Below are 13,085 nucleotides of genomic sequence, written 5' to 3'. Positions count from 1 at the left end.
CGGCCAGTCTAACGTGCGGGCGTGGCCGTGATCTTGCGGTAAATGCGTGAGCCCGGGGCCAGTTCCTGGTAACGGCCGGCAATGCTTTGCAGCTCCAGCGTCTCCTGCGCGCCCAGCACCAGGAAGCCGCCGACCCGCAGGCTGCGGTCCAGCAGCGTGAAGCAATGCGCCTTGGCCTCGCGGTCGTAATAGATCAGCAGATTGCGGCAGAGGATCAGGTCCATCTCGCCAAAGTCCGCATCGCCGACGGCGTTGTGGTTGGCGAACACCATGCTTTGTTTGAGGCTGGGGTCCATCAAAGCCAGACCTTGATCGACGCGGTAATAGTCGCCAAACGAGGCCTGGCCACCGCTGGCCTGGTAGTTGCGGGTGGCCAGGCGCAGGCTCTCCAGCGTGTAGGCCCCCTGGCGGGCGCGCTCCAGCGCGGCCTCGTTGATGTCGGTGCCGTAGATGCGGCTGCGCGCCTCCAGGCCCGCCTCGCGCAAGAGGATGGCCATGGAGAACGCCTCCTCGCCGCTGGCGCAGCCGGCATGCCAGACCTTGATGGCCAGGGAGGTGGCCAGATGCGGCAGGACCTCGCTGCGCAGGCGCCCAAAGACCTCGGGGTCGCGGAACATCTCGGTCACGCCCACGGTGACTTGTTGCAGCAGGGTCTGGACCAGGGCGGCATCGCGCAGCAAGGGATGCAGCGCGGCGGAGAAGCTGGGCAGGCCTTGCAACACCAGCCAGCGCCGCAAACGCCTTTGCAAGGAGGCCGGCGCATAAGAGCGCAGATCCACCCGGTGCACCCGGTACAGGCCCTGGACCAGCAGATCCAGCTCGACCCGCTCCAGCTCGCTCAGGCCCGCGCTGCCCTCGGCGGTGGCGGCCGGGGCTGGCTGGAACTGGTTGAGCTCAGTCATCGCTCGCCCGCGCCGGGCTGCGGCCCAGCCAGACCTGCATCATGGACAGCAGCTGCTCGTTGTCCAGGGGCTTGGCGATGTAGTCGCTGGCGCCGGCGGCCAGGCAGGCTTCGCGGTCGCCGGGCATGGTCTTGGCCGTCATGGCGATGATGGGCAGGCGGGCTTGCTCGGGATGGGCGCTGTTGGGACCGAGGGCGCGGATGGCGCGCATGGTGGTGTAGCCATCCATCTCCGGCATCATGATGTCCATCAAGATCAGCTCGATCTGCGGGTTGGCACTCAAGAGGCTCAAGGCCTCGCGCCCGTTCTCGGCCTCGATCAGGCGCACGCCGTGGTAGCTCAGCAAGCTGCCGATGGCAAACACATTGCGCATATCGTCGTCCGCCAGCAGCACGGTTCGACCCTGCAAGGCGCCCAAGCCCGGTGCAGCCAAGGCGGGGCGGGCGCTGTTCTCGCTGAGGGGCTCGGCCGGCCCGGGGCGCTTGGCCAACAGGGCTTGCAAATCCTGCCGGACGCGGGCGGGGCTGTGGTCGCCCTTGACGATCAAGACCTGGGCCAGATGGCGCAGGCTGCGCTCCTGGCTGGGCGTGGGCTGGCGGCCGGTGTGCACCAGCACCGGCAGCGCTTCCTTGCTGTGCTGGCTGCGGATCTGCTGCAACAGCTCTTCGCCCGCCATATCGCCCAGGCCCAGGTCCAGCACCAGGGCGTCGAAGGGCGGGCGATCGCGCAAGTAGTCCAGGGCTTGCTGGCCCGAGCTGGCGATCTCGATCGCCATGCCCGGCCCACCCAGCAGCTCGCTCAAGGCAAAGGCCTCGGCTGCATGGTCTTCCACGATCAAGACCCGTGCGCTGCTGCGGCTCGGCACTGGCGGGCTCGGCGCCTGCGCGTCGGCCGAGGGCAGGGTGGGCGGCTTGCCGAGCACCTTGCCAAGTTCGAGCGCGGGAGCGGGCTCGGGATGCAGAGGCAGCAGCAGCGTGAAGGTGCTGCCCTGGCCGCTTTGACTGATGAGGTCCAGCCTGCCCTGCAGGCCCTGCGCCAGCTGGCGTGAGATGGACAGGCCCAGGCCCGTCCCGCCATAGCTGCGGCTGATGCCACCGTCGGCCTGTTTGAAGGCCTCGAAAACCAGGGCTTGCTTGTCGGCCGCGATGCCGATGCCGCTGTCGCTCACGGCCAGGGCCAGCGTGGCCTGCCCCAGGGGGCTGTCGGCGGCGGCCAGGGTGCTGAGCTTGAGTTCGACCTGGCCTTGCTGGGTGAACTTGATGGCGTTGGACAGCAAGTTCTTCAAGACCTGTTGGGTGCGGCGTAGATCAAGCTGAAGCGGCTCGGGCAGCTGGGACGAAACGCTGAAACTCAGGCGCAGGCCTTTTTGCTGGGCCAGGGGCAGGAACATCTGGCGCAGCGGCGCGATCAACTCTTCCACCGTGTGGGGCTCGAACAGATACTCGACCTGGCCGGCCTCGATCTTGGAGAGGTCGAGGATGTCGTTGATCAGGGCGAGCAAGTCCTGGCCGGCGGCATGGATGGCGCCGACAAACTTGCCCTGCTTCTCGCTCAAGCTTTGTTCGCGCTCGTCCTGCAGCAGGGCCGAGAGCATCAGCATGCTGTTCAGCGGCGTGCGCAACTCATGCGACATATTGGCCAGGAACTCCGATTTGTAGCGGCTGACCCGCTCCAGCTCCTGGGCCCGCCATTCCAGCTCGCGACCGCTGTCACGCAGCTCGGCATTGCGCAGATCAAGTTCGCGCCGCTGCGACTCCAGGGCCAGGGCATGGGCTTGCAGTTCCTGGTTGTTCTGCTCCAGCTCCTCTTGCTGGCATTGCAGCTCCTCGCTCTGCGCCTGGGTGGTGGCCAGCAGCTCGTGGGTGCGCTGGCGCGACAAGGCCGAGCCCAGGCCTATCCCCAGGCCTTCGCGGGCCAGCTCGCTGAACTCCAGCCCCATCTCGTCAAAGGGCTGGAAGGCGCCCAGCTCCAGCAGGCCGATCAGGCCACCGGCGTCGAATAGCGGCAACAGCAGCAGGGCTGCGGGTGCGGCCTCGCCGGTGCCCGAGCTGGCGCGCAGATAGCCGGCGGGCAGGGGGCTGATGTGTTGCAGCTCGGCATTCTTGGCGGCCATGCCGACCAGGCCCTGACCGAGTGCGAAGCGCTTGCTCTGGCCCGGCTCGTCCAGCAAGCCCTCGGCCGCCACCCGCCTCAAGTCCTGGCTGCCGACCTCGAAGAAATACAGGGCGCCGACCACGGCTTGCAGTCTTTGCATCACATAGCGCAGCACTTCGCGCCCCAGCTCCTGCGGCGGCAGTTCGCGCCGGGTGATCAGGTTCAGCTCGGCCAGGCCGGTCTTGATCCAGTCGCTGCGCTCCTTGCTCAGATGGCTTTGCGTCAGGGCCTTGGCCATCGCGTTCAGCGCGTGCATCAAGCTGTGGCTGTCAGCATTGGCGACGGGCACGGTCAGATGGCGTTCACCCTGGGCGATGCGGTTGGCAAAGGTCACGGCGGCCTGCGGTTCGCCACCCAGCTGGCCCAGCATGTTGCGCGACACCCGCCAGCCGATCAGGCCGGCGAACAAGACCGTCAACACGCCCAGGCCCAGGACCTGGCGGCGCACGCTTTCCATCTCGGCCGTCGAGGCCGCCGTGGCGGCTCTCAGCTGCGCGTGAGCCGGCTCAATGTATTTGTAGAGCTGCTCGATATAGGCCAGCTGGGCGGGCCGGGCGGCCTCCAGCAGCTGCTGCTTGGCCGCCTTGAACTGGCCGGTCTCGATCAAGCGGACGAAGTCCTGCTCCAGCGGCAGGTAAATCTCGCGCGCACTGGCGATGCGCTCGAACATGCGCCGCGAAGCCTCGTCGTGGCTGAGCTGCTTCAGCGCTGCCAGATGGTTTTTGCGCTCCTGGATTTCCCCACGCAAGCCGACCAGTTCCTTGCTGATCAGGGCGGGGTCGTCGAGGATCAAGGTGTTGCGGATGTGGCGGGCCGACTCCAACAAGCTGGTGATCCACTGCTGGGCCACGATGACGCGCTCGGCCACCACATCGGTGACGTAGTCGTTCTTGTCGTTCTGCACATCGAGGTAGCGCAGGGCCACGCCGACCGAGCTGGCCATCAAAAGCAGCAGCAGGGCCAAGAGGCCGAAGAGTTGCGTCTTGAACGAGAACTTCTCACTCGCCATACCGGGGACTCCATGCAATTCAGGGCCACCCTGCGCAGGCCGGCCGCGGACGGCGCGCCGCACCGTATTGGCTCCACTCTAACGCTTGGCGTCCTGGGCCCAGCGCTTGCGTTCTGCCAATTCAGCGGGGGGGCCTTTCGGGCCGCCAGCTTAGGCCGCGCGATCAGGCCATGGGCAGCAGCTCGCGGTACAGGCGCAGGTATTGCTGGGCCGCCTGCTCCCAGCCAAAGCGCTGGGCCATGGCCTGGCGCTGCAGCTGCCGCCACAAGCCCGGCTGGCGATAGGCCGAGAGGCAGCGCTGCAGGGCGAAGCTGAGGGCTGGTGGGCTGGCTTCTTCAAAGCGGAAGCCGGTGGCACGCTCTTGCTGGATGGCCAGGGCGCTCGCGTCCACCACCGTGTCGGCCAGGCCGCCGACGCGCCGCACCAGGGGCAGGGCGCCGTAGCGCATGGCATAGAGCTGGGTCAGGCCGCAGGGCTCGAAGCGTGAGGGCAGCAGCACCACATCGGCCCCAGCCATGACGCGGTGGGCCAGGGCCTCGTCGTAGACCGTGCGCACCGCCACCCGGCCGGGGTGGGCGGCGGCAGCGGCATGCAGGCCGGCTTCCAACTGGGCCTCGCCGCTGCCTTGCACAAAGAGCTGGCCGCCGCCGGCCAACAAGGCGGGCAGGGCGGCCAGCAAGAGGTCCACGCCTTTTTGCGCGCTGAGCCGGCTGACCATGCCAAACAGCGGGGCCTCGGCCTGCTCGGCCAAGCCCATCTCGCGCTGCAGGGCCAGCTTGCAGGCGGCCTTGCCGCTGGGCGCGCTGTCGCTGTCGTAGCGGCTGTGAATCAGGGTGTCGGTCTGGGGTGACCAGACCTGCTCGTCCACGCCATTGAGAATGCCTGTGACCTCGCTGCCGCGCTGGCGTATCACCCCGTCCAGGCCGCAGCCGAATTCCTGGGTGGCGATCTCGCGTGCATACGTGGGGCTGACGGCCGTGATGCGCTGGGCATAGACGAGGCCGGCTTTCAAAAAGGAGAGCTGGCCGTGGAACTCCATGCCGCGTGGTTGCATGAAGGCGCGCGGCAGGCCGAGCAGCTCAAAGTCGGCGGCCGGGCACAGGCCTTGGAATGCCAGGTTATGGATGGTGATGAGCGAGGCCGCGCGAGTGCCGGGGTGGGCGGCCATATAGGCGCCGGCCAGGCCGGCATGCCAGTCATGGCCATGGACCAGATCGGGCGTCCAGTCCTCGTCCAGCTCACCGGCCGCCAGGTGGGCGGCCATCCAGCCCAGGAGGGCGAAGCGCTGCAGATTGTCCGGCCAGGCGCGGCCTTGCTCGTCCTGATAGGGGCCGCCGCCGCGCCGGTAGAGGTAGGGCGCGTCGATCAAATAAGCGGGCACCGGATTGCCCGGCAGCCTGGCCTTGAGCAGGCGGATGCGGGCGGCGCCGAACAAGGGGCCGAAGCTGCACAGGGTTTGCGCTTGCTCGGCCACGGCCAGCACGGCGGGCAGGCCGGGCAGCAGCAGGCGCACATCGCAGCCGGCGGCCTGCAAGGCCTGGGGCAGGGCGCCCATCACATCGGCCAGACCGCCGGTCTTGACCAGGGGAAAGATCTCGGCGCCGAGCTGCAGGACTTTCATGGTCTGGCCTTTCTTGGCAAGGGCTTGTCTTGGGTTCATGGCGCTTGCAGGCGTGCCAGCATCTCGCGGGTGACCAGGGTGATGCCGCTATCGGTGCGGAAGAAACGGCGGGCGTCTTCCACCGGGTCCTCGCCGATGACCAGGCCGTCGGGGATGCGGCAGCCGCGGTCCACCACCACCCGGTTCAGGCGCACATGGCGGCCCACCTCCACATCGGGCAGCAGCACCGCCCATTCGACCCGGCTGTAGGAGTGCACCCGCACGCTGGAGAACAGCACCGAGCGCAAGACCTGGCCCGAGATGATGCTGCCGCCCGAGATCAGCGACTCCAGCGCCATGCCGCAGCGATCGGGCTGGTTGTGCACAAACTTGGCCGGGGCCAGCTGGGCCTGGTAGGTCCAGATCGGCCACTGGGTGTCGTAGAGATTGAGCAGGGGCTCGGTGGCGGTGAGGTCGATATTGGCGTCCCAGTAGGAATCGATGGTGCCCACATCGCGCCAGTAGGGCGCTTTGTCCGGCGCGCTGCCCACGCAGCTCATGCTGAAGGGGTGAGCCGCCGCCTGGCCCAGGCGCACGGCGCGCGGGATGATGTCTTTGCCGAAGTCGTGGCTGGAGCTGGGGTCGGCCATATCGCGGGCCAACTCATCGCGCAGGAATTGGGCGTTGAAGATGTAAATCCCCATGCTGGCCAGGCAGCGCTCGGGCTGGCCGGGCAGGGTGGGGGGATCGGCAGGCTTTTCGACGAAGTCGGTGATCTTCCATTCCTTGTCCACCGCCATCACGCCAAAGCCCTTGGCCTCCTCGCGCCCCACCTCGATGCAGGCCACCGTGCACTCGCGGCCTTTGGCCACATGGTCGGCCAGCATCAGGGCGTAGTTCATCTTGTAGATATGGTCGCCGCCCAGCACGACGACGTACTCGGCCTTGTAGCCGTCCAGGATGTCCTGGTTTTGCGAGACGGCGTCGGCCGTGCCGCGGTACCAGCTCTCTTCGTCCATGCGCTGCTGGGCCGGCAGCAGATCGACGAACTCATTCATCTCGCTTTTCAAAAAAGCCCAGCCGCGCTGCAGATGGCGCAAGAGGCTGTGGCTTTTGTATTGGGTGATGACGCCGACGCGGCGGATGCCGGAGTTCAGGCAATTGGACAGGGCGAAATCAACGATGCGGAATTTGCCACCAAAGTAGACGGCCGGCTTGGCGCGGCGGTCGGTCAGATGGTGCAGGCGGCTGCCACGGCCGCCGGCCAGGACCAGGGCGATGGCCCGCTTGGGCAGGTCGATGCGCTGGGCCACTTCCTGGGTCAGCATCTGGGCGAGTTCAGGGGTCAACATAGCGAGGCTCCGACTTCTTCTTGACGCTCCCTGCTGCGCGCTCTCGCCGCTTATGAAACCGGTGGCGGACGACGTTCTTCTTTTTTGCGCTACGCCATGATCATTCGACAAAAGCGGCGCGGCCATCCCCATCTTTTTTGATCCCGTGGCGCCAATGGAACGGGCGGGCCGCGTCTTGCTTGTGCGAGCCGCGCCCAGCCAGGCCAATTGGCCCCCGAAACACAGGGTGCCTGGGTGAAACCCTGGGGGTGGCGCGGCGCTGAATTGGACTAAGGTGGGCCCATGATCGAGTCCGCCTTTCCCGAACGTGCTGTGCAGGCCGTGCCGCGCAGCCCCGTGCAGTTTTACTTCGATTTCTCCTCGCCCTATTCCTATATCGCCTCGGAGTGGATCGCGGCCGTGGCCGCCCGCCATGGTCGGCCGGTGCAGTGGCATGCCATCTTGCTGGGCGTGACCTTTCAGGCCGCCGAGCTCAAGCCTCCGGTGGCCTATCCGCTCAAGCGCGACTATGTGCTGCGCGACTTTGCCCGCTCGGCCTATTTCGCCGGCCTGCCTTATAAGCAGCCCAGCGCCTTCCCCATCGCCACGCAGAACGCCGCGCGCGTGTTCTGGTGGCTGCATGCCCAGGACCCCGCCCGCGCCGTGGCTTGGGCCAAGGCCGGCTTGCGGGCCTACTTCACCCGCAATGTGGCTCTTAACGACGAAAATCAGCTGAAGGCCTTGGCGCAAGAGTGCGGCCTGGACCCCGAAGCGGCACAGGCCGCCTGGCAAGACCCGCAGTGGAAGGACAGGCTCAAGGCTGCCAACGAGGCCGCCATCGCCGCCGGCGTGTTTGGCGCGCCCTTCTTCATCATCGACGGCGAGTCCTTCTGGGGCAATGACCGCCAAGCGCAGATCGAACGCTGGCTTGGCAGCGGTCCCTTCAGGGACTTGGTCTGAGCCCTGGCCGCAACACCTTTGTGGGCCCCAGGCCCAACTGCTTTGATCTTGCGTTATGCCGGCTCCTGGCGGGCTTCAAAACATGGAGTAGAGGCGAAAAATTCCTGTTGCTTGCAGCCACGACGCTCTAGACAGGCGGGGTTATTTCGGTTCAAGTGAGGACTCTCCACAGCTGGCTCCTGGAGCAGGCTTGCGGACACCGTTGTAGCAGGGAGTCGCTCGATGAAATTGCGCACGCAGATCACCGCCTTGGGCCTGGCCGGCGTCTTGGGAGCTTTGCTGACCGGGGGCATTGGTTTGTTTTCCTCGGCCCGTTTGGGCTCGGCCGTGGACGACGCCATCTCGGCCGGCAGCGCCCTGCAGCTGAGCCAAGAAGCCGACATGATGCATGACGCCATCCGCGGCGATGCGCAGCTGGCCTTGCTGGGCGCGATGGAGAAGAACCCCGAGCATGTGGAAGAGGCCAGCAAGGACTTGGCCGAGCATGTGGCCGTGTTTGAAAAGGCGCTGGACAAGCTGGAGACGCTGCAGCTGTCCGAGCAAAGCCGGGCCGCGCTGAAGAATGTGCGCCCCACCATGAGCCGCTATGGCGCCGATGCCAAGCAGGTCATCAATGCCGCCAAGACGGATATTCAGCTGGCGCAGCAGTCTGCGCAGGGCTTGCAGCGCAGCTTCGGCGAGTTGGAGAAGCTGATGGCGGGGCTGAGCGAAGCCATCGAGAAGAACGGCGAGAAGCTCAACGAGGAAGCGCAGCAGGCGGTGCGCACAACCCAATGGGCCATGGGCCTGGCCATGCTGGCCGCTGCGGCACTGATGCTGGCCGCCTCGACCTGGTTGACCCGTGCCATCGCCGGGCCCATGGCCCATGCGGTGACCGTGGCTGAACGCATGGCCCAGGGCATTCTCAGCTCCGAAATTCGAACGCAGGGCAATGCCGAAACCCAGCAGCTGCTGGGCTCGATGGCGGCCATGCAAAGCCATATCGCCGACATCGTGCGCGAGGTCAAGTCCAATGCCGACGAGGTGGCCACGGCCAGTGTGCAAATCGCGCAAGGCAATCAAGATCTGTCCAACCGCACCGAGCAGCAGGCCAATGCTCTGCAGCAAACCGCTTCCACCATGGATGAGTTAGGCGTCAATGTGCGCAATAACGCCGACAACGCGCGGCAGGCCAATCAGCTGGCGGCCGGGGCATCCGGCGTGGCCCAGCAGGGTGGGCAGATGATGGAGCGGGTGATAGAAACCATGAGCGGCATCAATGCCAGTTCGCGCAAGATCTCCGACATCATCAGCGTCATCGACGGCATCGCCTTTCAAACCAATATCCTGGCCCTGAATGCGGCGGTGGAAGCTGCCCGCGCGGGTGAGCAGGGGCGCGGTTTTGCGGTGGTGGCGACCGAGGTGCGCAGCCTGGCCGGCCGCAGCGCGGCGGCTGCACGCGAGATCAAGACCCTGATCAGCACCAGCGTCGAGCAGGTGGAGCAGGGTACGGGCCTGGTGAACCAGGCGGGTCAGACCATGGGCGAGATCGTCAGTGCGATCAAGAACGTCAGCGATATCGTGGCCGAGATCAGCGTGGCCAGCGCCGAGCAAAGCAGCGGCGTCAGCAATGTGGAGTCGGCCGTCTCGCAGATGGACCAGGCCACGCAGCAGAACGCCGCCCTGGTGGAGCAAAGCGCCGCCGCCGCCGAGGGCCTGAATCAGCAAGCCCAGCGCCTGGTGCAGGCGGTGGGGGCCTTCAAGTTGTCGAACTAGGCTTTAGATTCCTCGGCCTGCAGCTGACGCAGGCAGGCCAAGCACAAGCAGCTGCTGTACTGCTGGCTCAGGCGCTGGCGCAGGGCCTGGCTGAGCTGCAAATCAAAGCAGTCGCAGCGCGCGTCCTGGGCGCCGCAATGAAAGCCGCCGCCGCAGCGCGGGCAGCGATCATCGGGGAGTGCCTTGGCCGGTGCCGTGCTCATGCAAACAAGCCCTGGTGCTGCTGGCGCAGCAAGTTTTTCTGCACCTTGCCCATGGTGTTGCGAGGCAATTCCGCCAACACAAAGACCTGCTTGGGCACCTTGAAGTTGGCGATCTGGCGCTTCAGGGTGGCGATCATGGCCTCGCCGTCCAGGGTCTCGCCGGGCCGTGGCACGACGGCGGCGATCACCGCCTCGCCAAAATCGGGATGCGGCACGCCCACCACGGCCGATTCCAGCACGCCTTCCATTTCGTTGAGGTAACTTTCAATCTCGGCGGGGTAGACGTTGTAGCCACCGCTGATGATCAAGTCCTTGGCGCGACCCACAATCGTGAAATAGCCGTTGGCATCGACCCGGCCCACATCGCCGGTCTTGAACCAGCCGTCGGCGCTGAATTCCTCGGCTGTTTTCTCCGGCATGCGCCAGTAGCCGCTGAAGACATTGGGGCCGCGCACCTCGATGGCGCCGATCTCGTCCACCGCGCAGGGCTGGCCATCTTCACGGCTGACGCGCACGCCCACGCCGGGCAGGGCTGGGCCGACGGTGCCAGCGATGCGTTCGCCGTCCAGGCCGCGGCAGGGGTTGGAGCTCAGCATCAAGGTCTCGCTCATGCCGTAGCGCTCCAGGATGCGATGGCCGCTGCGGGCCTGCCATTCCTCAAAAGTGGCTATCAGCAAGGGCGCCGAGCCGCTGATGAAGAGCCGCATATGCTCGCAGGCCTTGGGCGTTAGCGCGCCTTCGGCCAGCATGCGCACATAAAGCGTTGGCACGCCCATCAAGACCGTGGCTTCGGCGAATTTTTCGATGACGGCGCGGGGCTCGAAGCGGGCGAACCAGATCATCTTGCTGCCGTTCAGCAGCGCGCCATGCGAGGCGATGAAGAGGCCGTGCACATGGAAGATGGGCAGGGCGTGGATCAGCACATCGCCGGGCTTCCAGTCCCACAAGTCTTTCAGCGTCAGGGCATTGCTGAGCAGATTGCCGTGGCTGAGCATGGCGCCCTTGCTACGCCCTGTCGTGCCGCTGGTGTAGAGGATGGCGGCCAGCTCGTTCGCCTCTTTGGGCGCGATCTCGTGCTGATCGCTTTGCGAGGCGGCGCGGTCCAGCAAGGTGCCGGTCCGGTCTTCGTTGAGGCTGAACACATATTGGGTGCCGGCCATAAAAGCCAGCTTGGAAGCCCAGCCAAAATTCTTGCCCGCGCAGACCAGCACGGCGGGCTCGGCGTTCTTGATGAAGTAGTCCAGCTCGGCCGCCTGGTAGGCGTTGTTGAGCGGCAGGTAAACGAATCCCGCGCGCAGCACCGCCAGGTAAAGCATCAGGGCTTCCACACTCTTCTCGGTGTGGGCGGCGATACGGCTGCCGGCGGGCAGGTCGAGAGACAGCAGCAGATTGGCCAGCATGGCCGTGCCGCGCTCCAGATCGCGCCAGCTGTAGCGCAGGGCATGGCCGTCGGAGCCCAGCTGATCGGCGCATTCAATCGCCACGGCGTCCAGGTCGGCAGGGAAAGCGGCGCGCAGGGCGCTGAAGAGGTTGGCATTGCTCATGCCCGCATTGTCGCCAATGCGCGGGCTCCTTCGTCCTGCCGTTTGTGCCCCCTGTTCAGGCGGCCGCTGACTGCTACATTGCTGCTTCAATTCCCAGGAGCCGCCCCGTGCCCACCCACCAGTTGCCGCTAGGACTTGATGCCGCTTTGAGCATGGCCGCCCAGTCTTTGTTCCAGGTCCTGGAGACCTCGGTGCAGGGCATGATGGTGCTGGACCGCGAGCACCGCATTGTCTGGATCAGCGAGGGCTATAAGCGCTTCTTGCCGGCCCTGGGTTTTGGCGATGAGCGCGAGTTCGTCGGCCGCCGGGTTGAGGAGGTAGTGCCCAATACCTTGATGGCCCAGGTGATTGAGACCGGCCAGCCGATTTTGGTCGACCTGCTCACGAATAAAGCCGGCAGTTTTCTGGTCAGCCGCCTGCCGCTGCGCAACGAAGCGGGGGAGGTGATTGGCGCTTTGGGCATGGTCTTGCTCGATCACCCCGAAACGACGCTGCGGCCCTTGATGCAAAAGTTTGCCGAGCTGCAGCAGGAGCTGATCGAAACCCGTCGCCAGCTCGCAGCCGAGCAGGTCAAAAGCCGCCGGCCCAAGCACACGATTGCCAGCTTCATCGGCTCCAGCCCTGCGGCCCTGGAACTTAAGCGCCAGGCGCGCCGCGCGGCCCTGACCGATTCCACCGTGCTGCTGCTGGGCGAAACCGGCACCGGCAAGGAGTTGCTGGCGCACGCCATCCACGCGGCCTCGGCCCGCGCGGCCAAGCCCCTGGTCAGCATCAATATCGCCGCCGTGCCCGACACCTTGCTGGAGGCCGAATTCTTTGGCGTGGCGCCCGGCGCTTACACCGGCGCGGAGCGCAAGGGCCGCGAGGGCAAGTTCAAGGTGGCGGACGGCGGCACCTTGTTTCTGGACGAGATCGGCGATATGCCCTTGGCCCTGCAGTCCAAGCTCTTGCGCGTTTTACAAGAGCAGGAGTTTGAGCCCCTGGGCAGCAATCAGGTCACGGCCGTCGATGTGCGGGTGGTGGCGGCCACGAGCCGTGATCTGGCGGCCATGGTGGCAAGTGGCGAGTTCCGTGCCGATCTTTACTACCGCCTCAATGTCCTGCCCCTGCGTGTGCCGCCCTTGCGTGAGCGCATGGCGGATCTGGAGGCCCTGGTGGAGACCTTGCTGGAGGACATCGCTCGCCGCTCCTCCATGCCGCACAAGCCGCTGAGCACCGACGCACTGGAATGGCTGGCGGCGCAGAGCTGGCCCGGCAATATCCGCGAGCTGCGCAATGTGCTGGAGCAGGCCAGCTTGATGAGCGAAGAGGCGGTGCTGACGGCAAGCAGCTTTGGCAGCCGCTGCGCGGCGGCGGGCGAGCTGGCCCGTCCTGCGCTCAAGACCCTGATGCCGCCGCCCACGCCGGCCCATGCCGAGGCGATGTTGCTGCGCCCCTTGCCCGAGGCGATTGAAGCGCTGGAGCGCGAGGCGATTGCCCGGGCCCTGCGCCAGACGGCAGGCAATCGGCTGGCCGCGGCCCGCCTGTTGCAGATTTCCCGCGCCTCTTTGTACGAGCGCCTAGCGCGCTGGCCCGAGCTGGGGGTGGCCGAAGGGCTTGTCCGAAATTTAGACACTGTCTGAAAGTC

At 66.1% G+C, this 13,085-nt stretch carries 9 protein-coding genes; 3 read left to right on the top strand and 6 right to left on the bottom strand.

Annotated features, from left to right (window positions below):
* Positions 1-8: 8 nt before the first annotated feature.
* From DBR47_RS07070 to glgC, 4 genes are all read right to left on the bottom strand, one after another.
* Positions 9-902 carry a protein-glutamate O-methyltransferase CheR gene (locus DBR47_RS07070; protein ID WP_124448352.1) on the bottom strand — a complete coding sequence of 298 codons (894 nt, stop codon included), beginning with the start codon at positions 900-902 and terminating at the stop codon, positions 9-11.
* Positions 895-4,065, bottom strand: coding sequence for a response regulator (locus DBR47_RS07065; protein ID WP_124448350.1), 3,171 nt, complete (start codon positions 4,063-4,065; stop codon positions 895-897). Before DBR47_RS07065 ends, DBR47_RS07070 begins: the two co-directional genes overlap by 8 nt.
* A 163-nt stretch (positions 4,066-4,228) precedes the next feature.
* Positions 4,229-5,686, bottom strand: coding sequence for a glycogen synthase GlgA (glgA, locus tag DBR47_RS07060; protein ID WP_124448348.1), 1,458 nt, complete (start codon positions 5,684-5,686; stop codon positions 4,229-4,231).
* 35 nt (positions 5,687-5,721) lie between these two features.
* Positions 5,722-7,017, bottom strand: coding sequence for a glucose-1-phosphate adenylyltransferase (glgC, locus tag DBR47_RS07055; protein ID WP_370454881.1), 1,296 nt, complete (start codon positions 7,015-7,017; stop codon positions 5,722-5,724).
* Positions 7,018-7,299: 282 nt separating this feature from the next.
* Between glgC and DBR47_RS07050 the strand changes: the two genes are divergently transcribed.
* Positions 7,300-7,956, top strand: coding sequence for a 2-hydroxychromene-2-carboxylate isomerase (locus tag DBR47_RS07050; RefSeq protein ID WP_231512170.1), 657 nt, complete (start codon positions 7,300-7,302; stop codon positions 7,954-7,956).
* 222 nt (positions 7,957-8,178) lie between these two features.
* Positions 8,179-9,711 (top strand): methyl-accepting chemotaxis protein, encoded by a 1,533-nt coding sequence (locus DBR47_RS25345; protein ID WP_305037011.1) that lies wholly within the window; start codon positions 8,179-8,181, stop codon positions 9,709-9,711.
* On the opposite strand, the gene DBR47_RS07040 is transcribed toward DBR47_RS25345, so the two are convergent.
* Positions 9,708-9,914: a cysteine-rich CWC family protein gene (locus tag DBR47_RS07040; protein ID WP_124448346.1), complete on the bottom strand. Its 207-nt coding sequence runs from the start codon at positions 9,912-9,914 to the stop codon at positions 9,708-9,710. The two genes, DBR47_RS25345 and DBR47_RS07040, sit on opposite strands and share 4 nt — an antisense overlap.
* Complete coding sequence (locus DBR47_RS07035; RefSeq protein ID WP_124448344.1) at positions 9,911-11,458, bottom strand: malonyl-CoA synthase; 1,548 nt, start codon at positions 11,456-11,458, stop codon at positions 9,911-9,913. Before DBR47_RS07035 ends, DBR47_RS07040 begins: the two co-directional genes overlap by 4 nt.
* Positions 11,459-11,610: 152 nt before the next feature.
* Here DBR47_RS07035 and DBR47_RS07030 point away from each other — a divergent pair, with 152 nt between their 5' ends.
* The gene (locus tag DBR47_RS07030; RefSeq protein ID WP_124448491.1) at positions 11,611-13,080 is read left to right on the top strand and encodes a sigma-54-dependent Fis family transcriptional regulator; all 1,470 of its coding nucleotides are present in this window, start codon (positions 11,611-11,613) and stop codon (positions 13,078-13,080) included.
* The last annotated feature ends 5 nt before the right edge of the window (positions 13,081-13,085 follow it).

The sequence above is a fragment of the Paucibacter sp. KBW04 genome (assembly GCF_003852425.1).
Classification (GTDB): domain Bacteria; phylum Pseudomonadota; class Gammaproteobacteria; order Burkholderiales; family Burkholderiaceae_C; genus Paucibacter_A.
This window is presented reverse-complemented; position numbering and strand designations above follow the sequence as displayed.